Annotated in this window: 20 protein-coding genes and 3 tRNA genes; 20 read left to right on the top strand and 3 right to left on the bottom strand. The window is 71.2% G+C overall.

Annotated features, from left to right (window positions below; genetic code table 11):
* Positions 1-123: 123 nt before the first annotated feature.
* Complete coding sequence (locus ACFVGO_RS11060) at positions 124-1,392, bottom strand: hydrolase (RefSeq protein ID WP_359897554.1); 1,269 nt, start codon at positions 1,390-1,392, stop codon at positions 124-126.
* 278 nt (positions 1,393-1,670) lie between these two features.
* Between ACFVGO_RS11060 and ACFVGO_RS11055 the strand changes: the two genes are divergently transcribed.
* From ACFVGO_RS11055 to ACFVGO_RS11020, 8 genes are all read left to right on the top strand, one after another.
* Positions 1,671-1,743, top strand: a tRNA-Thr gene (locus ACFVGO_RS11055).
* A gap of 42 nt (positions 1,744-1,785) precedes the next feature.
* Positions 1,786-1,858 (top strand) — tRNA-Met (locus ACFVGO_RS11050).
* 83 nt (positions 1,859-1,941) lie between these two features.
* On the top strand, positions 1,942-2,106 hold the full coding sequence (gene rpmG, locus ACFVGO_RS11045; RefSeq protein ID WP_006604855.1) for a 50S ribosomal protein L33: 165 nt from the start codon (positions 1,942-1,944) through the stop codon (positions 2,104-2,106).
* A 117-nt stretch (positions 2,107-2,223) separates the two neighbouring features.
* Positions 2,224-2,682, top strand: a complete 459-nt coding sequence (locus tag ACFVGO_RS11040; protein ID WP_359897553.1) for a MaoC family dehydratase N-terminal domain-containing protein — start codon at positions 2,224-2,226, stop codon at positions 2,680-2,682.
* 5 nt (positions 2,683-2,687) lie between these two features.
* Entirely contained in the window at positions 2,688-3,110 is a 423-nt protein-coding gene (locus tag ACFVGO_RS11035) for a MaoC family dehydratase (RefSeq protein WP_359897552.1), read from the top strand.
* Between the two features lie 108 nt (positions 3,111-3,218).
* Positions 3,219-3,800 carry a TetR/AcrR family transcriptional regulator gene (locus ACFVGO_RS11030; RefSeq protein WP_359897551.1) on the top strand — a complete coding sequence of 194 codons (582 nt, stop codon included), beginning with the start codon at positions 3,219-3,221 and terminating at the stop codon, positions 3,798-3,800.
* Between the two features lie 106 nt (positions 3,801-3,906).
* Positions 3,907-5,337, top strand: coding sequence for an MFS transporter (locus ACFVGO_RS11025; protein WP_359897550.1), 1,431 nt, complete (start codon positions 3,907-3,909; stop codon positions 5,335-5,337).
* Positions 5,338-5,405: 68 nt separating this feature from the next.
* Complete coding sequence (locus tag ACFVGO_RS11020) at positions 5,406-6,488, top strand: UDP-N-acetylmuramate dehydrogenase (protein WP_359897588.1); 1,083 nt, start codon at positions 5,406-5,408, stop codon at positions 6,486-6,488.
* A 12-nt stretch (positions 6,489-6,500) separates the two neighbouring features.
* On the opposite strand, the gene ACFVGO_RS11015 is transcribed toward ACFVGO_RS11020, so the two are convergent.
* On the bottom strand, positions 6,501-7,565 hold the full coding sequence (locus ACFVGO_RS11015) for an adenosine deaminase (protein WP_359897549.1): 1,065 nt from the start codon (positions 7,563-7,565) through the stop codon (positions 6,501-6,503).
* Positions 7,566-7,691: 126 nt separating this feature from the next.
* Positions 7,692-8,939, bottom strand: a complete 1,248-nt coding sequence (locus ACFVGO_RS11010) for a pyridoxal phosphate-dependent aminotransferase (RefSeq protein WP_359897548.1) — start codon at positions 8,937-8,939, stop codon at positions 7,692-7,694.
* Between the two features lie 284 nt (positions 8,940-9,223).
* Between ACFVGO_RS11010 and ACFVGO_RS11005 the strand changes: the two genes are divergently transcribed.
* The 12 genes from ACFVGO_RS11005 to rpoB all read left to right on the top strand — a co-directional run bounded on the left by ACFVGO_RS11005 (position 9,224) and on the right by rpoB (position 21,972).
* A tRNA-Trp gene (locus tag ACFVGO_RS11005) sits at positions 9,224-9,296 on the top strand.
* Between the two features lie 147 nt (positions 9,297-9,443).
* Positions 9,444-9,767 carry a preprotein translocase subunit SecE gene (secE, locus tag ACFVGO_RS11000; RefSeq protein ID WP_359897547.1) on the top strand — a complete coding sequence of 108 codons (324 nt, stop codon included), beginning with the start codon at positions 9,444-9,446 and terminating at the stop codon, positions 9,765-9,767.
* 209 nt (positions 9,768-9,976) lie between these two features.
* Positions 9,977-10,858: a transcription termination/antitermination protein NusG gene (gene nusG / locus ACFVGO_RS10995; RefSeq protein WP_359897546.1), complete on the top strand. Its 882-nt coding sequence runs from the start codon at positions 9,977-9,979 to the stop codon at positions 10,856-10,858.
* A gap of 165 nt (positions 10,859-11,023) precedes the next feature.
* Complete coding sequence (gene rplK, locus ACFVGO_RS10990; RefSeq protein WP_359897545.1) at positions 11,024-11,458, top strand: 50S ribosomal protein L11; 435 nt, start codon at positions 11,024-11,026, stop codon at positions 11,456-11,458.
* A 103-nt stretch (positions 11,459-11,561) separates the two neighbouring features.
* Entirely contained in the window at positions 11,562-12,284 is a 723-nt protein-coding gene (gene rplA / locus ACFVGO_RS10985) for a 50S ribosomal protein L1 (protein ID WP_196951777.1), read from the top strand.
* 96 nt (positions 12,285-12,380) lie between these two features.
* Positions 12,381-13,160 carry a hypothetical protein gene (locus ACFVGO_RS10980; protein WP_359897544.1) on the top strand — a complete coding sequence of 260 codons (780 nt, stop codon included), beginning with the start codon at positions 12,381-12,383 and terminating at the stop codon, positions 13,158-13,160.
* 123 nt (positions 13,161-13,283) lie between these two features.
* Positions 13,284-14,162: a hypothetical protein gene (locus tag ACFVGO_RS10975; RefSeq protein ID WP_380357521.1), complete on the top strand. Its 879-nt coding sequence runs from the start codon at positions 13,284-13,286 to the stop codon at positions 14,160-14,162.
* A gap of 89 nt (positions 14,163-14,251) precedes the next feature.
* On the top strand, positions 14,252-15,163 hold the full coding sequence (locus ACFVGO_RS10970; RefSeq protein ID WP_359897542.1) for a hypothetical protein: 912 nt from the start codon (positions 14,252-14,254) through the stop codon (positions 15,161-15,163).
* 333 nt (positions 15,164-15,496) lie between these two features.
* Positions 15,497-16,375, top strand: coding sequence for a hypothetical protein (locus tag ACFVGO_RS10965; RefSeq protein ID WP_380631394.1), 879 nt, complete (start codon positions 15,497-15,499; stop codon positions 16,373-16,375).
* A gap of 371 nt (positions 16,376-16,746) precedes the next feature.
* Positions 16,747-17,310, top strand: coding sequence for a 50S ribosomal protein L10 (rplJ, locus tag ACFVGO_RS10960; protein WP_045693068.1), 564 nt, complete (start codon positions 16,747-16,749; stop codon positions 17,308-17,310).
* 91 nt (positions 17,311-17,401) lie between these two features.
* Complete coding sequence (rplL, locus tag ACFVGO_RS10955; protein ID WP_359823749.1) at positions 17,402-17,785, top strand: 50S ribosomal protein L7/L12; 384 nt, start codon at positions 17,402-17,404, stop codon at positions 17,783-17,785.
* 710 nt (positions 17,786-18,495) lie between these two features.
* A complete protein-coding gene (gene rpoB / locus ACFVGO_RS10950) occupies positions 18,496-21,972 on the top strand; it encodes a DNA-directed RNA polymerase subunit beta (RefSeq protein WP_359897540.1) in 3,477 nt (1,158 codons plus the stop codon).
* Positions 21,973-21,994 lie beyond the last annotated feature (22 nt).

The raw sequence follows: 21,994 nt of genomic DNA, 5'->3' as shown, positions 1-21,994 counted from the left end.
TTGTGGGGGGAGGGCCTGGTTCCGCTACGGAGGCGGCCCAGGGAGGGAAGGGGGGGGGGGGGGGGGCGCGCGACCTCCGCCCCCCGCCCCCATCTGTCGTCGGGGCCGGGTCCGTCCCCCGGATCAGCCGTCCGCGGCCCCGGACTGCCGGGGCAGCGCCAGCGCCACCGTGTCCGCGAACTCCCGGACCGCGCTGGTCCGGCTGACCACCCGGCCGCTGTGCACCACCAGCCGGCTGTGCCCGCCCGCGAGCGCCCCGGCCAGGCTGTCCCCGCGCACCGCCAGCAGCTCCGCCGGGAACCCGGCGTCCACCCGGACCGGGGCCAGCCCGAGCGCCGCCCGGGCCTGGTTCGCCACCGCGTCGTACGCCGCCGCCGGGTCCAGCTCCCCGCCGGCCGACAGCAGGTACGCCGACTCCAGCGGATCCGCCCGGCCGACCGGGTTGGACGGGTCGCGCAACGCCCCGCTGCCCGCCGCCAGCGGCACCCGGGCGGCGGCCAACTCCCTTACCAGGCCCGGCCGCAGGCCCGTCGTCCGGCCCTCCAGCCCGGTGCAGCCGCCGTTCTGCGGCAGGCAGACGACCCGGATCCCGCTGGTCGCCAGCACCGTCGACCCGCCCCGGGCCAGCGCCCCGCACGGGCCGAGCGTCACCCGCGGCCGCAGCGGCGCCAACGCGCCCGCCATCCGGGCGAGTTGGGCGGCGTCGGCGGCGCCGGTGTGCAGGTCCACCGGACAGTCCGCCTCCCGGGCGGCCTCCAGCAGCAGCTGCACGTACCCGGCCGGGTCCGGATCCAGGTCCGGGCAGCCGCCGGCCGCGGTGGCGCCCAGCTTGAGCGCCTCGCGCAGCTGCGCCCGGCCGTCCGCGCCGGCCCGCCCGGTGAGCAGCCGGGGCATCGCCACCGCCTGGAGCTCGGCCAGCCCGCGCAGCGCCTGCCGGGCGGTGAGCACCGCCTCCAGCCGGCGCAGTCCGTGCACGTCGCCGATCCGGACGTGGGTGCGCTGGGCGGTGGCGCCGTAGCCGAGCGAGGTCAGCGCGGCCTCGGTGACCCGGCGGGTGAGGTCGGCCGGGGTGTCCGGCGGCGGGGCGGCCAGCGCGGCGGAGAACGCGGTGTCGTAGTGGGCGTGCGCCTCGGCGGGGGCCGGGAGCAGCAGGTAGCCGCGCAGGTCGATCCGGGCGCCGGTGGTGACGGTGGGCGCGCCGGGCAGGGCGGGCAGTGGGCCGAGGCTGCCGACGGTGCCGACCGCCTGGATCCGGTCGCCGCTGATCCGGACGTCCACCACCCGCCCGTCGGCCAGCCGGGCGCCGGTGAGGAGCAGGACCGGGCCGTGCCCGAGCGGGTTGGCCGCCGGGCCGGGTCCGGAGTGCGGCCCGTCGGCGGCTGCGCTGTCCATCGCCGGCTCCTTCTCGCGTCGGCCCGTGCGGTCGGCCCCGGGCCGCCGGCCCGTACCGCCGGGCGGTCCTCCCGATCAATGAGCGTCGAGCCTATGGGCCCGGGGGGCGGGGCGCCGGGAGGCGGGCAATAGTCGTATCGGGTCGGGCCGCGGCGCTCGCGGCCCGATCGAACGCCCGGCCTTGGATCGTCCGCCCGTACCCCTCACCCACCTGCGGTCTTCGCCGCGGGATACGGATTTCACCTCCGGGCGCGAAACGTGTAATCTCTTCCTCGTTCGCCCCTATAGCTCAGTCGGTAGAGCGTCTCCATGGTAAGGAGAAGGTCTGCGGTTCGATTCCGCATGGGGGCTCGGTGAAAAGCGGTCAGCCTCGGCTGTGCCGTGGATCACTGTGGCGGTGTAGCTCAGTTGGTAGAGCAAGCGGCTCATAATCGCTGTGTCACCGGTTCAAGTCCGGTCACCGCTACCCCGCGTAGTCGGTCGGGAGATCGCACTCCCGGTCGGCTACTCTTGTTGTGTTCTTATTCGTTGTCCAAGGAAGGCACTCCCGTGGCTGCCACCGACGTCCGCCCGAAGATCACGCTGGCCTGCGTGGAGTGCAAGGAGCGGAACTACATCACCAAGAAGAACCGGCGTAACGACCCGGACCGTCTTGAGATGAAGAAGCACTGCCCCCGCTGCAACTCGCACACCGCGCACCGCGAGACCCGCTGACCCTGAAGCAGGGCGACGGGCCTGTGTGAATTCAGGTCTTCTACTCCGGGCCGCATCCCTCTACAGGGGGTGCGGCCCGGAGTTTTTTCGTATCCACCCGCGTTCCGAGGAGCTGCCATGGCGCTCGACCCCTCCTTCATCGGGCGTAGTTACCCGCCCACCGAGCCGTACGAGGTCGGCCGGGAGAAGATCCGCGAGTTCGCGACCGCGGTCGGCGACGCCAACCCGGCGTACACCGACCCGGAGGCGGCCAAGGCGCTGGGCCACCCCGACGTGATCGCCCCGCCGACCTTCCCGTTCGTGATCACCTACCGCGCGGCCGGCCAGGTGGTCGAGGACCCGGAGCTGGGCCTGGACTTCAGCCGGGTGGTGCACGGCGACCAGAAGTTCGCCTACACCCGCCCGGTGCGGGCCGGTGACCGGCTGTCGGTCGCGGTGACCATCGACAACATCAAGTCGCTGGCGGGCAACGACGTGCTCACCGTGCGCGGCGAGGTGACGGACGCGACCGGCGAGCACGTTGTGACGTCGGTCATGACCCTGGTGGCCCGGGCCGCCGACGAGGCGGGGGAGTGAGCACGATGGCGATCAGCTACGACGAGGTCGAGGTCGGTACCGAGCTGCCGGCGCAGTCCTTTCCGGTGACCCGCGACACACTGGTGCGGTACGCGGGCGCCTCGGGCGATTTCAACCCGATCCACTGGAACGAGAGGTTCGCCCTGGAGGTCGGCCTGCCGGACGTCATCGCGCACGGCATGTTCACCATGGCCGAGGCGATCCGGGTGGTCACCGACTGGGTCGGCGACCCGGCCGCGGTGGTCGAGTACGGCGTGCGCTTCACCCGCCCGGTGCCGGTGCCGAACGACGGGGTCGGCGCGGTGGTCGAGGTCTCGGCCAAGGTCGCCAAGAAGCTGGACGACCGCAGGGTGCAGGTCGACCTGCTGGCCACCGCGGGCGGTCAGAAGGTGCTCGGGATGTCCCGGGCCGTGGTCCGGCTCGGCTGAGCCGCCCCCTCGCGACGCCGGCCGCGGCCGGAGCCCCCGTACTCACGGGATCTCCGGCCGCGCCCGCGGGCCTTGCCTTGATAGTGATTGGCCACTAACTTGGAAGTCATGGCGAAGTCGAGCATCCGGATGAGCGCGGAGGAGCGGCGCGAGAGCGTCGTCCGGGCCGCCCTGATCGAGTTCGCCCGGGGTGGGTACCACGGCACCTCCACCGAGGCGATCGCCCGCCGGGTGGGCGTCTCGCAGCCGTACCTGTTCCGGCTGTTCCCGGGCAAGCAGGCGATCTTCGCCGCGGCTGCCGAGCGCTGCGTCGAGGAGACCTGGCGGGTGTTCGACGAGGCCTCGGCCGGGCTGTCCGGCGAGGAGGCCGCCGACGCGATGTCCGCCGCGTACATGAGCCTGGTCGAGGACCGTGACCAGCTCATGATGCAGATGCAGCTCTACGTCTCGGTCTTCGCGGCCCGGGCGGCCGGCGAGGAGGAGGTCGGCGAGACCGCCCGACGGCTGTGGGAGAACCTGTTCGACCGGGTCAGGATCCGGATCGGCGGCGACATGAAGGGCGCCACGCAGTTCTTCGCGTACGGGATGCTGATCAACACCATGGTGGCGCTGGGCTATCCGCCGGACCACCGGATGTGGAGCGGCTTCGACGGGTGCGAGGAGCCCGAGGAGCCCGAGGAGTCCGAGTAGCCGGGCCGCGCGGCGGTGTCCGTGCGGCCTTTTTTCGGCCCACGAAAGTTATTGAGCAATAACTACCTAGAGGAAACTGGGGGACGTCATGACGGAGAAACCGACCATGGGCAGAACCGCGATCTGGACGCTGGTGATCGTCAGTGCGGCCAGTTTCATGGCCGCACTGGACAACCTGGTGGTCACCACCGCACTGCCGTCGATCCGCGAGGAGCTCGGCGGCGGGCTGTCCGACCTCGAATGGACGGTCAGCGCCTACACCCTGAGCTTCGCCGTGCTGCTGATGTTCGGTGCCGCGCTCGGCGACCGCTTCGGCCGCCGACGGATCTTCCTGGTCGGCCTGACGGTCTTCACCGCAGGCTCCGCCGCGGCGGCGATGTCCCCGGGCATCGGCGACCTGATCGCCGCCCGGGCCGTCCAGGGCGTCGGGGCCGCGGTGATGATGCCGCTCACCCTGACCCTGCTCACCACCGCCGTGCCCGCGGCCAGGCGGGGGGTGGCCTTCGGCATCTGGTCGGGCGTCAGCGGCCTCGCCGTCGCCGCCGGGCCGCTGATCGGCGGCTCGCTGACCGAGCACTTCTCCTGGCAGTGGATCTTCTGGGTGAACGTCCCGGTCGGCCTCGTCCTGCTGCCGCTGGCCTACCTGCGGCTCGGCGAGAGCCGGGGCGCGGGCCGGGCCCTGGACGTGCCCGGGACCCTGCTGGTCAGCCTGGGGATGTTCGGGGTCGTCCTCGGCCTGATCCGAGGCAACCCGGACGGCTGGACCAGCCCGCTGGTCCTCGGCGCCCTGGTCGCCGGCGTCCTGCTGCTGACCGCCTTCGTCTGGTACGAGCAGCGGGTGGCCGCCCATCCGATGCTGCCGATGCGGCTGTTCCGCAGCCGGGCCTTCTCCGCCGTCAACGCGGCCAGCCTGCTGATGTACCTGGGGATGTTCGGCTCGATCTTCCTGATCAGCCAGTACCTCCAGGGCGTCGGCGGCTTCAGCCCGCAGGAGTCGGGCATCCGGATGCTGCCGTGGACGGCGATGCCGCTGCTGGTCTCCCCGGTCGCGGGCATCGTCTCCGACCGGATCGGCGGCCGCCCGATCGTGGTCGCCGGGCTGGCCCTGCAGGCCGTGGGCCTGGTGCTGTTCGGCCTGGTCGCGGACGGGAGCACCGGCCTCGACTACCCCGCCCAGATCCCGGCCATCGTGATCTGCGGGATCGGCATGTCGCTGTACTTCGGCCCGACCGCCCAGCTGGTGATGGCCAGCGTCCGGCCGCAGGAGCAGGGGATCGCCTCCGGCGCCAACAACGCGCTGCGCGAGGTCGGCGGGGCGCTCGGGGTCGCCGTGCTCGCCGCGGTGTTCTCGGCGCGGGGCGGCTACCAGTCGACGCAGGCCTTCACGGACGGGCTGGTGCCCGCGCTGTACGTCGGCGGGGCCGCCGTCGGGCTCGGCGCGCTCGCCGCGGTGTTCATCCCCCGGCGGCGCGCGGCCGCGGCGGCGGGTGCGCGGGAGGAGCGGGCCGGGGAGCCGGCCGTGCCCGCGGGGGTCTGAGGCGCCGGCCCCGGGCGACCGGCGTACGGGCGAGCGGCGTACGGGCGGCGGGAGCACGGGTGGCGGGAGTGCCGGGGGGCACCCCCGCCACCCGTACGCTGGTGGGCGTGCTGGTAGAAAACGACGCCCCCCTCGCCCCGCTGACCACGCTCCGGCTCGGCGGCCCGGCCCGCCGCCTGGTGACCGCCCACACCGATGACGAGGTGATCGCCGCCGTCCGCGAGGCCGACGCGGCCGGCGAGCCGCTGCTGGTCCTCGGCGGCGGCTCCAACCTGGTGATCGGCGACGCCGGCTTCCCCGGCACCGTGCTGCGGATCGCCACCGAGGGCTTCGCCCTGGACGGCACCGCGCTGGAGGTCGCGGCCGGCGAGACCTGGTCCGAGGTGGTCCGCCGGACCGTCGTGGACCACGAGCTGGCGGGCATCGAGTTCCTGGCCGGCATCCCCGGTTCGGCGGGTGCCACCCCGGTGCAGAACGTGGGCGCCTACGGCCAGGAGGTCGCGCAGTCGGTCACCGAGGTGGTCGCGTACGACCGCGCCGCCGACGAGGTGGTCGTGCTCTCGAACGCCGAGTGCGCGTTCTCCTACCGGCACAGCCGCTTCAAGGCCGAGCCGGAGCGCTACGTGGTGCTGCGGGTGCGGTTCCGCCTGGAGGACAACGGCGGCCTCTCCACCCCCGTCCGCTACGCCGAGACCGCCCGGCACCTGGGCGTCGAGCAGGGCGAGCGGGTGGCGGTCGGCACCGCCTGGAACGCGGTGCTGCTGCTGCGCGCCGGCAAGGGCATGGTGCTGGACCCGGCGGACCACGACACCTGGTCGGCCGGCTCCTTCTTCACCAACCCGGTGCTCACGGCCGCGCAGTACGACTCCTTCCGCACCCGCCCGGGCGCCGAGGACGCCCCCGCCTACCCGGCCCCGGAGGGCCGCACCAAGACCTCGGCGGCCTGGCTGATCGACCGGTCCGGCTTCGGCAAGGGCTACGGCAGCGGCCCGGCGACGCTCTCCACCAAGCACACCCTGGCGCTCACCAACCGCGGCTCGGCCACCGCCGAGGACCTGCTGGCGCTGGCCCGGGAGATCCGGGACGGGGTCCGCGAGGCCTTCGGGGTGGAACTGGTCAACGAGCCGGTGATGGTGGGCGTCGAGCTCTGAGGCGGCGCCTCGTCAGGCGGGTACGGCGGCCGGCTCCGCGGGGGCGCGGCCGCCCACCAGCCAGGCGTCGATGTCCGCCAGCAGCTCCTTGCGGACGGCCTCCGGCGCGACCGAACCGCGCACCGACTGCCGCGCCAGCTCGGCGAGTTCGGCGTCGGAGAAGCCCAGCACGTCCCGGACCAGCTCGTACTGGGCGGCCAGCCGGCTGCCGAACAGCAGCGGGTCGTCCGCGCCCAGCGCGAGCGGCACCCCGGCGTCGAAGAGCCGGCGCAGCGGGACCTCCTCGGGGTGCTCGTAGACGCCGAGCGAGACGTTGGAGGACGGGCAGACCTCGCAGGTGACCTGCCGGTCCGCCAGCCGCTCCATCAGCCTCGGGTCCTCGGCGGCGCGCACGCCGTGGCCGATCCGGCCGGCGCCCAGGTCGTCCAGACAGTCCCGGACGGACTCCGGGCCGGAGAGCTCGCCGCCGTGCGGGGCCGCCAGCAGCCCGCCGTTGCGGGCGATCGCGAAGGCCCGGTCGAAGTCCCGGGCCAGGCCCCGGCGCTCGTCGTTGGAGAGGCCGAAGCCGACCACCCCGTGGTCGGCGTAGCGGACGGCCAGCCGGGCCAGCGTCCGGGCGTCCATCGGGGACTTCATCCGGTTGGCCGCGACCAGGACCCGGATGCCCACGCCGGTCGCCGCGGCGGCGTGCTCCACGGCGTCCAGGATCAGCTCCAGCGCGGGGATCAGCCCGCCCAGCCGGGGCGCGTACGAGGTCGGGTCGACCTGGATCTCCAGCCAGCGGGAGCCGTCCCGCCGCTCGTCCTCGGCGGTCTCCAGGACCAGCCGGCGGATGTCCTCCTCGTCCCGCAGCACCGAGCGGGCGGTGTCGTACAGCCGCTGGAAGCGGAACCAGCCCCGCTCGTCGGTGGCCCGCAGTCGGGGCGGCTCGCCGGAGCTGAGCGCCTCCGGCAGCCGGACGCCGTGCTTGTCGGCCAGCTCCAGGAGGGTGGCGGGCCGCATCGAGCCGGTGAAGTGCAGGTGCAGGTGGGCCTTCGGGAGGCCCCTGACGTCTCGCGGGTTCAACAGGCGTTCCATTCACCGATACTGCCGTATGCGGCCCCCGAACGGGAACCGCCTCCTTTCCATCCCCCGAAGGGGTGAAAGGAGGCGGCGTGCCGGGTGAATCCCGTATGTCGGATTGACGTCAGTGCTCGAACCGCGTCAGTCGCGGGCCTCGCCGAGCAGCTTCTGCACCCGGCTGACGCCCTCGACCAGGTCGGCGTCGCCGAGCGCGTAGGAGAGCCGCAGGTAGCCGGGGGTGCCGAAGGCCTCGCCCGGGACGACCGCGACCTCGGCCTCGTCCAGGATCAGGGTGGCCAGCTCGCCGGAGGTCTGCGGGCGCTTGCCGCGGATCTCCTTGCCCAGCAGGCCCTTCACCGACGGGTAGGCGTAGAAGGCGCCCTCGGGCTCGGGGCAGAACACGCCGTCGATCTCGTTGAGCATCCGCACGATGGTCTTGCGGCGGCGGTCGAAGGCCTCGCGCATCTCGGAGACCGCGTCCAGGTCGCCGGCCACGGCGGCCAGGGCGGCGCGCTGGGCGACGTTGGAGACGTTCGAGGTGGCGTGCGACTGGAGGTTGGTCGCGGCCTTGATGACGTCCTTCGGGCCGATCACCCAGCCCACCCGCCAGCCGGTCATCGCGTAGGTCTTGGCGACACCGTTGACCACGACGCACTTGTCGGCCAGCTCGGGCAGCAGGGCCGGCAGCGAGGTGAAGGTGGCGTCGCCGTACACCAGGTGCTCGTAGATCTCGTCGGTGAGCACCCACAGGCCGTGCTCCAGCGCCCAGCGGCCGATCGCCTCGGCCTCGGCCTCGGTGTACACCGCGCCGGTCGGGTTGGAGGGCGAGACGAACAGCACGACCTTGGTGTTCTCGGTGCGCGCGGCCTCCAGCTGCTCGACCGAGACCTTGTAGCCGGTGGTCTCGTCGGAGACGACCTCCACCGGGACACCGCCGGCCAGCTGCACCGACTCCGGGTAGGTGGTCCAGTACGGGGCCGGGATGATGACCTCGTCGCCCGGGTCCAGGATCGCCGCGAAGGCCTCGTAGATCGCCTGCTTGCCACCGTTGGTGACCAGCACCTGGGAGGCGTCCACCTGGTAGCCGGAGTCGCGCAGCGTCTTGGCGGCGATCGCGGTCTTCAGCTCGGGCAGGCCACCCGCCGGGGTGTACCGGTGGTTCTTCGGGTCGCGGCAGGCCTCGACGGCCGCCTCGACGATGTAGTCCGGGGTGGGGAAGTCGGGCTCACCGGCGCCGAAGCCGATGACCGGGCGGCCGGCGGCCTTGAGGGCCTTGGCCTTGGCGTCCACGGCGAGGGTCGCGGACTCGGCGATCGCACCGATCCGGGCGGAGACCCGGCGGTCGGCGGGGCGGATGGACTGGTCGGGCTGAGGGGTGGAAGCACTCATGCCTGCATCGTCGCAGAACCCGGACCTACCGGGCATCGGGGTATCGGCATCCGTACGTTCCCGTCCGAATCGCGGCCCCGGCGATCCGTCGGCGGGCACCCCGCCGGACCGGACATCCGCCGGGTGACCGGCCGGTCCGGAAGAAGAGGTTCGACCAAACACCCCTCGACCACGTACACTCGCTGCTCGACGGCCCGCCGAGAAAAACCGGAGCTTTCACCGCCTGTACAGACAGCGGGGGGAGATGCGGTAGGTTGGTCGCCACCGGAGCCGCGAGGCACCGTAGGGCAATAGCTCAATTGGTAGAGCACCGGTCTCCAAAACCGGCGGTTGGGGGTTCGAGTCCCTCTTGCCCTGCTGCTAGATCCGTTTTCAGCCCGTTCGCTCCACAGGAGTGAGCGGGCTTGATGCGGAGATGGCACCGATCAGCACCGCTAGCCGACTGGCCGTGCCCCACCGGGAGCGCGGCGAAGCTCGGCAGGACCCGGATTCAGGTGAGGACGAGTGACGGAGACCACGGGCTCCACCGCAACGCCTGAGAGCGGCAACCCCGAGGGTGCCGATGGCGTCGCCGAGAACACGGCCGAGGGCGAGAACAAGTCCGGCAAGCAGAAGAAGTCCGGCAAGCGGGCCAAGAAGGGCCTGTTCGCCAGGATGGGTCTGTTCTACCGCCAGATCATCGCCGAGCTGCGCAAGGTCGTCTGGCCCACCCGCGGCGAGCTCACCAGCTACACCGCCGTCGTGGTCACCTTCGTCGTGGTCGTGATGGCCTTCGTGGCCGGCCTGGACTACGGCTTCTCCAAGCTGAGCCTCCTGGTCTTCGGCTGACCGGCCGCCTCACCTTTCGAACAGCTTCCCGACCCGGGCCGAATCCTCGGCCCGGGTCGAGCTGTCGGTGCCGGACGTACGCGCGGTTACCGTGGACTCGGTACTGTTGAAGTCTCCGAGACCTCGCCTGGCGCCCGCGCGAGCGGCCGTACGCCGGACCGGTCGAGGAGCGCGCCACCTTCACCATCTCCAGGAAAGAAGCCGCCACCGTGTCTGAGTCCCCCCTGTACGACGCCGACGAGACCGTCCGCGAGGCGGATGCGGATGTCGCCGCCGCGCCGGACGCGACCGAGCTGGCTGACGACGTCGAGTCCGCCGAGCAGATCGTGGACGCCGCGGACAGCGACGAGGACGAGGTCGAGGCGTACGACGAGGCCGAGGCCGGCGAGCCCGCCGAGGAGGCCGCGCTGCGCGTGGAGGGCGAGGCCGAACTCGACGCCGAGCTCGCCGCCGAGGAGACCGTCGAGGAGGAGCCGGCCGACGAGGTCGACCCGGTCGCCAAGTTCCGCGAGGACCTGCGCTTCATGCCGGGCGAGTGGTACGTGATCCACACCTACGCCGGCTACGAGAACCGGGTGAAGCAGAACCTGGAGCAGCGCGCCGTCTCGCTGAACGTCGAGGAGTACATCTTCCAGGCCGAGGTGCCGCAGGAGGAGGTCGTCCAGATCAAGAACGGCGACCGCAAGACCATCCGCCAGAACAAGCTCCCCGGCTACGTCCTGGTGCGCATGGACCTCACCCCGGAGTCCTGGGGCGTCGTGCGCAACACCCCGGGTGTCACCGGCTTCGTCGGCAACGCCTACGACCCGTACCCGCTGACCCTGGACGAGGTCGTCAAGATGCTCGCCCCCGACGTCGAGCGCCAGGCCGCCAAGGAGGCGGGCAAGCCGTCGCCGATCAAGCCGAGCGAGATCCAGGTGCTGGACTTCGAGGTCGGCGACTCGGTCACCGTCACCGACGGTCCGTTCGCGACCCTCCAGGCGACCATCAACGAGATCAACCCGGACTCGAAGAAGGTCAAGGGCCTGGTCGAGATCTTCGGCCGGGAGACCCCGGTCGAGCTCTCCTTCGACCAGATCCAGAAGAACTAGTCCCACGGTCTTCGGATTCGGGGCGGGGCCGAGGGCCCTGCCCCGAATCCGTTTTGGTCCAGCGGCGCCGACGCGTTAGCCTGGTCCGATGTGTGTGCTGGCGGCCGGGTGTCGCCCCGGTTCCGCACGCACCAGCAATCACCTCTCGGAAGGACCCGGAGAGACATGCCTCCCAAGAAGAAGAAGATCACGGGGCTTATCAAGCTCCAGATCAACGCCGGTGCGGCCAACCCGGCGCCGCCGGTCGGCCCCGCGCTGGGTCAGCACGGCGTCAACATCATGGAGTTCTGCAAGGCCTACAACGCCGCGACCGAGTCGCAGCGCGGCATGATCGTGCCGGTGGAGATCACGGTCTACGAGGACCGTTCCTTCACCTTCATCACGAAGACGCCGCCGGCCGCGCGCCTCATCCTGAAGGCCGCCGGTGTGGACAAGGGCTCCAGCGAGCCGCACAAGACCAAGGTCGCCAAGCTCACCAGCGCCCAGGTCCGTGAGATCGCCACCACCAAGATGCCCGACCTGAACGCCAACGACCTGGACGCCGCGGAGAAGATCATCGCCGGCACCGCCCGGTCGATGGGCATCACCGTCGAGGGCTGAGAATCTCCCTTCCCGCCAGGGGAAAGTTGATTCAGCCGGTTCTTGTGGTAGGGCCCGCGCAGGCCCGTGACACCACACCTCCATTCACCATTCAGGAGCAGCTATGAAGCGCAGCAAGGCCCTGAAGGCCGCGGACGCCCAGGTCGACCGCGAGCGCCTTTACGCCCCCCTCGAGGCCGTCCGCCTCGCCAAGGCGACCAGCACCACCAAGTTCGACGGCACCGTCGAGGTCGCCATGCGTCTGGGTGTCGACCCGCGCAAGGCCGACCAGATGGTCCGCAGCACCGTGATCCTCCCGCACGGCACCGGTAAGACCGCTCGGGTCCTGGTCTTCGCGACCGGCGAGCGTGCCGAGGCCGCGCGTGCTGCGGGTGCCGACATCGTCGGCTCCGACGAGCTCATCGACGAGGTCGCCAAGGGCCGCCTCGACTTCGACGCCGTCGTCGCCACCCCGGACCTCATGGGCAAGGTCGGCCGCCTCGGCCGCGTGCTCGGCCCCCGTGGCCTGATGCCGAACCCGAAGACCGGCACCGTGACTCCGGACGTCGCCAAGGCGGTCAACGAGATCAAGGGCGGCAAGATCGAGTTCCGCGTCGACAAGCACTCGAACCTGCACTTCATCATCGGTAAGGCCTCCTTCACCGACGAGCAGCTGGTCGAGAACTACGCCGCCGCGCTGGACGAGGTGCTCCGCGCCAAGCCGTCCGCCGCCAAGGGCCGCTACATCAAGAAGACCGCGATCTCGACCACCATGGGCCCCGGCATCCAGGTGGACCCGAACCGCACCCGCAACCTCCTCGTCGAGGAGGACCCGGCCGCGGTCTGAGCCTCAGCGCTCTAGAGCAGTCCGTACGGCGGGCCGAACCGTCGTACGCTCTGCCGGTCAGACCACGTGGAGCACCTGTGACCGCCGGAGTGTGCCGTGCCGCCCGCCCCTCGCCCCACCGTTCTCGCAGCGGCCCTGCTGCTCGCCACCACCACCGGGTGCAGCCTGCTGGCCGCTCCGACCACCGGCACCCCCGGGGGCCCCGCGCCGGTGCCGCCCAAGCAGGTGGTGCTCACCGCCGCGCAGGCGCTGGACGACGCCGGCAGCGCCCGGATCGACGTGGTGCGGGAGGGCCCGGGCGGCCGGCGCACCGCGAGCGGCTCCCTGGTCTGGGGCGCCTCGGACGAGGCCCGACTGACCGTCACCGACGAACGCGGCAGCGGCCGGCTGACCGTGAAGGACGGCGCCCTCGACCTCGTCTACCAGGACGGCGCGGCGAGGCACGCGGAGCGGAGCACCGCCGAGTCGGTCGACCCCGGGGCGGGCCCCGACCCGGAGGGCTTCGCGGGCGGCTGGACGACGGCTCTGATCTCCAGCCCGGGCGGCCGGGCGTACGAGGTCGCCCAGGGCGTCAAGCTCACCTCGCTCGGCGGCGAGCAGCTGGCCGGGGTGACCGTGGCGCACTACCAGGGCTCCGCGCCGGTGGCCGAACTGTTCGGCAAGGACGACGAGTTGAGCCCGCGACGGCGCGCCGCCACACTGGACTGGTACCGGCAGCACGGGGTGACGGCGATCGGCTACGACATCTGGGTCGGGCCCGGCATGCAGCTGCTGCGGCTGCGCGAGACGGTCCGGGGGGACGCGGGAACCACGGTGACGACGACCGATGTCTCGGCTCCCGGGGCGGCGGACGCGACGCCCGCCGCGGGCGGGTGACGGGGAGGCGGATATCCGGTGCGTGGGGACATCGACGATCCGTTAGAGTCCGCATGAAAAGAACATGAGAAGAGCTGACGATCGGTTCTTCCATGGGGATCTGGATCTCACGGGGGTACCTTCATGCGCGCTCTGCGCCTCGCCTCGGCCGTCGCGACGACGGCCGTCCTGCTCGGTGCCGCGACCGCCTGCGGCAGTGACGCCAAGAGCGGCGACGCCAAGGGCGGCACCAAGACCGGTGAGGCCAAGCCCGGTGACACCAAGAGCGCCGACGCCAAGGGCGCCGACCCGCTCGCGGCGGCCCTGGCCGCGGACCCGAAGGCCGCGCTGGCCGCGTCCGCCGTGGTGATGCAGAAGGCCGGCAACGGCAAGGTCACCATGATCCCGGCCGATCCCACCGACCCCGCCGGCACCGGCGACGCGGACTGGAAGGACCCGGCCAAGGCGGCCGTGGACCTGGCCAGCGACATCGAGGGCAAGAAGCTCCGGATCCGGGTGCTCGGAACGGACGCCTACCTCGGCGGCGGCGACGACGTCGCGCCGGCCCTCGGCGGCAAGCACTGGGTCAAGATGCCCGCCGACGCGACGGGCGACAGCTTCCGGGCGGTCGGCCAGATGACGAACCCGGTCGTCCTGCTCACCGTCGCGGCCCAGAGCGGCAAGCTCTCCAAGATCGGCCAGGAGGCCGTGGACGGCGTCCAGACCACCCACCTGCGGGCGGAGCAGGACACCGCCGCGCTGGTGGCCGGGATGACGGCGCTCTCGGCGGGCCAGCGCACGGCCGTCCAGAAGACGCTGGAGGAGGACGGCAAGACCCTCACCATCGACTTCTGGCTGAACGCCAACCAGGAGCTCGTCCAGTACAAGGAGTACGGCGACACCAACGGCGAGAAGCAGGCCGTCACGATCAAGTACTCCAACCTCGGCAAGGCCGCCGCGATCGCGGCGCCGGCCGCCGGCGACCTCGGCAACGAGGCCGACGTGCTCAAGCTGCTCGGCTGATCCGGCCGGACCGGACACCGGGCCCACCCGCAACAACCGGCTACCACCCCGGGCGCACCACGCGCCCGGGGGTCCTCAAGGGGGGAATCATGGCTGGAACCCGCAAGACCGCCGTCGCCGTCGTCCTCGCCGCCCTGGCGCTGACCGCGACCGCGTGCAACAACAACGACAAGAGCGCCGCCCCGGCCGCGCCGACCACGGCCGCCACCTCGGCCACCCCGTCGGCCGCCGCCCCGACCACCGCCGCGAAGCCGGAGAAGGTCAGCCCGGCGGTCTTCCTGGAGCAGGTCACCCAGAAGACCGGCGCGGCCAAGTCGGCGAAGGTCGACGAGGTGATCCAGGTCGGCGAGGTCGTCATGAAGGGCCAGGGGGCGGTGTCCTGGGCCGACGGCCTGGAGGCCGACCTCACGATGGACCTGTCGGGCTCCCCGATGGCCAAGCTCCTGGAGCCGCTGACCGGCGGGCCGAAGGTGCACTACCTGTACGCCAAGGACGCCATGTACATGGGCCTGGGCGGGCAGCTGGTGGAGAGCGGCAGCCCGAAGTGGGTGCGCTACAGCAAGGCCGACATGGCCAAGGCGTCCGGCGGCACGACCGACCAGCTGCAGAGCGCGGACCCGGTGCAGGGCGTCCGGACGCTGATCGCCAGCGGCAAGGTCACCGAGGTCGGCCAGGAGACGGTGAACGGCAAGGCCACCACCCACTACTCCGGTGTGCTCAGCGCGGCCGACGTGGTCAAGGCCACCGGCCAGGGCATGACCCAGGCGCAGGTCGACAAGATCAAGCAGAACCTGGACACGGCCGGCATCACCACCGACCAGATCGACGTCTGGGTCGACGCCGACAAGCTCGTGGTCAAGCGGAGCGAGGTGGCCGAGACCAAGGCCGGCGCGCTGAACGTCACCGTCAGCTACTCGGACTACGGCACCCCGGTGATCGCCTCCACCCCGGCGGACTTCATCGACCTCGCCGACCTCCAGAAGGCCGCGGCCGGCAGCTGATCCGCGCGGCCGGGGGGGGGGGGGAACGGGAGACAGTCCCCCCCCCCCCCCCCCCCGGCCCAGCTCGGACCAACCCGTGGAGCCACCCCGCGGAGGGGGAGGCGGGGCCAGCTGTCCACGCCGGGAGGACGCCGAGGGGGGCGGAGAGCCGGGGGAAGGGGGGAGGGGGGCCACCACGCCCCTCCCCCCCCCCCCCCGGCCCCGGGCCCGGCTGGGCCGACCCGGTGGATCCGCCCGGCGGAGGGGGCCGCCACCGGGCGGACCGGGGACGGGTGGCAAGGTGGCCGGGACGGGGCCGCCGCGGGACGGGGCCGGGCGAGAGGGGAACGGGCGATGGCGGCACGGCAGCGGTTGGCGGCAGTGGCCGCCGTCGCCCTGCTGGCGAGCGGGCTGAGCGGGTGCGGCGGGGACGGCGGCGCGCCCGCCGCGACGCCCGGCAGCCCGAGCCCGGTCGGCGCCCCGCTCTCCACCGCCTCCCCGAGCGCGCAGGCCAAGCCCACCGACCGCTCGCCGCACGGGGTGCTGCTCTCCGCCCAGCTGGCCATGCAGACCGCCCGCCGGGCCAAGGTCAGCTACCGGCTCGGTTCGGACGCCGGATCCGGCCCGCTGTTCTGGCAGCCCAAGACCGCGCTCCAGATCAAGCGCTCCACCCCGGCCGAGGCCGAGCAGCTGATCGTCGTGGACACCGTCGCCTACCAGGGCGGGGACGCCGCCACCGCGGCCCGGCAGGGCGGCCGGCACTGGGAGCGCTTCACCGTCCCGCCGGACGCGGACGGCCACAAGGAGATCCCGTACGCCGGGCTGATCGACCTGCTGAACCCGGTCGAGGCGCTGACCGCGGCCAACGCCGAGGGGACGGACCCGGTCTTCGTCGGCGAGGAGAAGTTCGAGGACTCCACCGTCGAGCACTACCGGGTCACCACCACCGCCGAGAAGTACGCCGCCGCCCAGACCCAGCTGACCCAGTCCCGCCGGGACGGCCTGCGGGTCGCGCTCGCGCCCGGCGGCTCGATCTCCCTCACCCTGGACCTCTGGCTCAACGACAAGGACCAGCTGGTCCGGCTCCAGCGCACCGGCAGCGGGGACAGCGGGCGGGCGGACGACTCGGTGCTCTACACCGACCTCGCCGGCGCGCTGCTCTCGGCGCAGGCGCCGGCCGAGGCGGACACCGCGGACACCGGCGTCCGGACGGTCTCCCCGCTGGCCCGCTGAGCGGGCGCCCGGGATGCTCCGGGACGGCCCGGGCCTGCTCCGTCCGGGGGCGATTTGCACCTCGCGGAGGGCTCCGGCTACGCTGGCCGAAGCCAAAGACCGCTGGTTGTCGCCGCGCCCGTCAGGGAGCAGGTGACCGAAGGATCTGCGCTTCGTCGCAGGCAGCCCGCGCAGGTGCGTCTGGAGCTTCGATTTCCGGGTCCCGCGTTCGCGTGGAGGTCCGTCGAGGTCGTTCCGAGCCCCGTGCCCCTGCGCACCGGGGCTCATTGCATTTCTGCAAGGGCTTTCCTTCCGTCCGGTCGGTCCACGGCGACCTAGGTCGACTTTCGCGGTCGGCCCGAATTCGACATCACGGAAGGAGGCGTAAGCCTATGGCCAGGCCCGACAAGGCTGCCGCCGTCGCCGAGATCACGGACAAGTTCCGTGGCTCCTCCGCGGCGCTGCTGACCGAGTACCGCGGTCTCTCGGTGAAGCAGGTCAAGACCCTGCGTCGCTCGCTCGGCGACAACGCCGAGTACGCCGTGGTGAAGAACACGCTGACCAAGATCGCGGCCAATGAGGTCGGGATCACGGAGCTCGACGACCTGTTCAACGGTCCGACGGCTGTCGCCTTCGTCACCGGTGACCCGGTGGAGTCGGCGAAGGCTCTGCGTGACTTCGCCAAGGAGAACCCCGCTCTCATCATCAAGGGCGGTGTCCTTGACGGTAAGGCGCTGTCCGCCGATGAGATCAAGAAGCTCGCGGACCTCGAGTCCCGCGAGGTGCTGCTCGCCAAGCTGGCGGGTGCCCTGAAGGCCAAGCAGTCCCAGGCTGCCGCGCTCTTCCAGGCCCTGCCGTCGAAGCTCGTCCGCACTGTGGACGCGCTGCGCGACAAGGTCGAGCAGGGCGGTGCCGGTACGCCGGCTCCCGCCGCCGAGGACGCCGCCGCCGAGTAATTCGGCAGGCTCACGCCTCGCTGCGGGCCCGTACGCCCGCCCCACCCGTACATCCGGCACCAACCTGCCGATTTAGTGGAAGGACGCCATCATGGCGAAGCTGTCCCAGGACGAGCTGCTCGCGCAGTTCGAGGAGCTCACCCTCATCGAGCTGGCCGCCTTCGTGAAGGCCTTCGAGGAGAAGTTCGACGTCACCGCCGCCGCGCCGGTCGCCGTTGCCGCCGCCGGCGTTGCCGGCCCGGCCGCCGAGGCCGCTGAGGAGCAGGACGAGTTCGACGTCATCCTCGAGGCCGCTGGCGACAAGAAGATCCAGGTCATCAAGGAGGTGCGCACCCTGACCTCCCTCGGCCTGAAGGAGGCCAAGGACCTCGTTGACACCGCTGGTGCCAAGGTCCTGGAGAAGGTTGCCAAGGACGTTGCCGAGAAGGCCAAGGCTGCCCTCGAGGGCGCCGGCGCCAAGGTCACCGTCAAGTGATCTCGCGCCCCCTCTGAGGGGGCGTAGGGCCGGGCCGATCACCCTTGCGGGTGGTCGGCCCGGCTTTTTCGCGTTTCCGGGCCGGGCCCGGGCCCCGCCGGGGCCGCCCCCGGCCCCGTTCCCCCGACCGGCCGGTACGGCCCGCCGGCGTGGCCGACGGCCCACTCGGCACCGTCGGTGCCGGGGGGTATGGTGATCAACGTCGTCGAGGGCGGCGCCACCACGGCTTCTGTAACGCCGGGGGGCGCCGGATCGATAGACAGGTCGAGGCCCGCGCCGCCGGCGGGCCCTTGACGAACCTGGCGCGGCGCGCGATTCTCAAGGCGCGAGTCCGCCGGGTTGGTTCGCCACTGGATGCATAACCAGTGGCTCCGGCGGGAAATGACTCCACGTGAGTTAGAGCAGTACCCGGTGGGCGCCCGCGCCCGCCGGCTACCGGGAGGAGTCTCCGATTCGGTCTCCGAATCAGAGCTGGACAGCAGTGTCGCCATTGGCTACACTGTCCCTTTGCGCTGCCTGTTAGCTTCTCCGTGACTCGTCGCCCGGAGTTTGCGTTGCCCTGATGGGGTCTGGCACCGCCTCCGCAAAGCGGCTCTGACCTGGGGTTTCGACCCCGGCGGAGGCCAGTGGCGAGGGAGGCGGCACCAAGCCCAAGCAGGCCCGGCTGGTACGCGCGTAGTGAGCTCCGAGCCCTCGGAAGGACCCCCCTCTTGGCCGCGCCGCGCAACGCCTCGAACAATTCCGCCGCATCCACCGCCCCGCTCCGCGTCTCGTTCGCGAAGATCAAGGAGCCCCTCGAGGTCCCGAACCTCCTGGCCCTGCAGACCGAGAGCTTTGACTGGCTGCTCGGCAACGCGGCCTGGAAGTCCCGGGTCGAGGCGGCCCTGGAGAGTGGTCAGGACGTCCCCACGAAGTCCGGTCTGGAGGAGATCTTCGAGGAGATCTCCCCGATCGAGGACTTCAGCGGGTCGATGTCGCTGACCTTCCGCGACCACCGTTTCGAGCCGCCGAAGAACTCCATTGACGAGTGCAAGGACCGCGACTTCACGTTCGCGGCCCCGCTCTTCGTCACGGCCGAGTTCACCAACAACGAGACCGGTGAGATCAAGTCTCAGACGGTCTTCATGGGCGACTTCCCGCTCATGACCCACAAGGGCACGTTCGTGATCAACGGCACCGAGCGTGTCGTCGTGTCGCAGCTCGTCCGCTCCCCGGGTGTGTACTTCGACTCCACCCTGGACAAGGTGTCCGACAAGGACATCTACTCCTGCAAGGTCATCCCCTCGCGTGGTGCCTGGCTGGAGATGGAGATCGACAAGCGCGACATGGTCGGCGTCCGCATCGACCGCAAGCGCAAGCAGTCCGTCACCGTGCTGCTCAAGGCGCTCGGCTGGACCAACGAGATGATTCTCGAGGAGTTCGGCGAGTACGAGTCGATGCGCGCCACCCTGGAGAAGGACCACACCCAGGGCCAGGACGACGCGCTGCTGGACATCTACCGCAAGCTGCGTCCGGGCGAGCCGCCCACGCGCGAGGCCGCGCAGACGCTTCTGGAGAACCTGTACTTCAACCCGAAGCGCTACGACCTCGCGAAGGTCGGCCGTTACAAGGTCAACCGCAAGCTGGGCAACGCCGAGTCGCTGGACTCCGGCGTGCTCACCGAGCCCGACATCATCGGTGCGATCAAGTACCTGGTGAAGCTGCACGCGGGCGAGACCGAGTGGCGTGACGACGAAGGCCGCGACATCGTGGTCGAGGTCGACGACATCGACCACTTCGGCAACCGTCGCCTGCGCAACGTCGGCGAGCTCATCCAGAACCAGGTCCGTACGGGTCTCGCCCGTATGGAGCGCGTCGTGCGCGAGCGCATGACCACCCAGGACGTCGAGGCGATCACGCCGCAGACCCTGATCAACATCCGGCCGGTCGTCGCCTCCATCAAGGAGTTCTTCGGCACCAGCCAGCTGTCGCAGTTCATGGACCAGACGAACCCGCTGTCGGGCCTGACCCACAAGCGTCGTCTGTCCGCGCTGGGCCCCGGTGGTCTGTCCCGTGAGCGGGCCGGCTTCGAGGTCCGTGACGTGCACCCCTCGCACTACGGCCGCATGTGTCCGATCGAGACCCCCGAAGGCCCGAACATCGGTCTGATCGGCTCGCTCGCCTCGTACGGCCGGGTCAACGCGTTCGGCTTCATCGAGACCCCGTACCGCAAGGTCATCGAGGGTGTCGTCACGGAGCAGGTCGACTACCTGACCGCCGACGAGGAGGACCGCTACGTCATCGCCCAGGCGAACGCGCCGCTGACCGCGGACCTGCACTTCGCCGAGCCGCGTGTCCTGGTCCGCCGCCGTGGCGGCGAGATCGACTACATCCCGGGCACCGAGATCGACTACATGGACGTCTCGCCGCGCCAGATGGTGTCGGTCGCGACCGCCATGATCCCGTTCCTCGAGCACGACGACGCCAACCGCGCGCTCATGGGCTCGAACATGATGCGCCAGGCGGTGCCGCTGCTGAAGAGCGAGGCTCCGCTGGTCGGTACCGGCATGGAGTACCGCTGCGCCGTCGACGCCGCGGACGTCATCACCGCCGAGAAGGCCGGTGTCGTCCAGGAGGTCTCGGCCGACTACGTCACCGTGGCCAACGACGACGGCACGTACACCACGTACCGCGCCGCCAAGTTCACCCGCTCGAACCAGGGCACCGCCTTCAACCAGAAGGTGCTCGTGGACGAGGGCGCCCGGGTCGAGGTCAACCAGGTGCTGGCCGACGGCCCGTGCACCGACGAGGGCGAGATGGCCCTCGGCAAGAACCTGCTCGTGGCGTTCATGTCGTGGGAGGGTCACAACTACGAGGACGCGATCATCCTGTCGCAGCGCCTCGTGCAGGACGACGTCCTCTCCTCGATCCACATCGAGGAGCACGAGGTCGACGCCCGTGACACCAAGCTCGGCCCCGAGGAGATCACCCGGGACATCCCGAACGTCTCCGAGGAGGTCCTCGCGGACCTCGACGAGCGCGGCATCATCCGCATCGGCGCCGACGTCGTCACCGGCGACATCCTGGTCGGCAAGGTCACGCCCAAGGGCGAGACCGAGCTGACCCCGGAGGAGCGCCTGCTCCGCGCGATCTTCGGCGAGAAGGCCCGTGAGGTCCGCGACACCTCGCTGAAGGTTCCGCACGGTGAGTCCGGCAAGGTCATCGGCGTCCGCGTCTTCGACCGCGAAGAGGGCGACGAGCTGCCCCCGGGCGTCAACCAGCTGGTCCGCGTCTACGTGGCCCAGAAGCGCAAGATCACCAACGGTGACAAGCTCGCCGGCCGTCACGGCAACAAGGGCGTCATCTCGAAGATCCTGCCGGTCGAGGACATGCCGTTCCTGGAGGACGGCACCCCGGTCGACATCATCCTCAACCCGCTGGGTGTCCCGTCCCGAATGAACCCGGGACAGGTCCTGGAGATCCACCTCGGGTGGCTCGCCAAGCAGGGCTGGGACGTCTCCGGGCTGGCCGACGAGTGGGCCCAGCGCCTGCAGGCGATCGGCGCCGACACCGTCGAGGGCGGCACCAACCTCGCCACCCCGGTCTTCGACGGCGCCCGCGAGGACGAGATCACCGGCCTGCTGGACAACACCACCCTCACCCGTGACGGTGAGCGCCTGGTGAACTCCACCGGCAAGGCCCGACTGTTCGACGGCCGCTCCGGCGAGCCGTTCCCGATGCCGGTCTCGGTCGGCTACATGTACATCCTCAAGCTGCACCACCTGGTCGACGACAAGCTGCACGCCCGTTCGACCGGTCCGTACTCGATGATCACCCAGCAGCCGCTCGGTGGTAAGGCGCAGTTCGGTGGTCAGCGCTTCGGTGAGATGGAGGTGTGGGCCCTCGAGGCGTACGGCGCGGCCTACGCGCTCCAGGAGCTCCTCACCATCAAGTCCGACGACGTCCTCGGCCGAGTCAAGGTCTACGAGGCCATCGTCAAGGGCGAGAACATCCCCGAGCCCGGCATTCCCGAGTCCTTCAAGGTTCTCATCAAGGAAATGCAGTCGCTCTGCCTCAACGTGGAGGTGCTGTCCTCGGACGGCCAGTCCATCGAGATGCGGGACTCCGACGAGGACGTGTTCCGCGCCGCCGAGGAGCTCGGCATCGACCTGTCCCGGCGCGAGCCGAGCAGCGTCGAAGAGGTCTGACGGAGGCCGGGCCGGCCGCAGC

It is taken from the genome of Kitasatospora sp. NPDC057738 (genome assembly GCF_042798815.1).
Classification (GTDB): Bacteria; Actinomycetota; Actinomycetes; order Streptomycetales; family Streptomycetaceae; genus Kitasatospora; species Kitasatospora lactacystinica.
The sequence above is the reverse complement of the archived record's forward strand: the minus strand, read 5'-3'. Positions and strand labels throughout refer to the sequence as shown.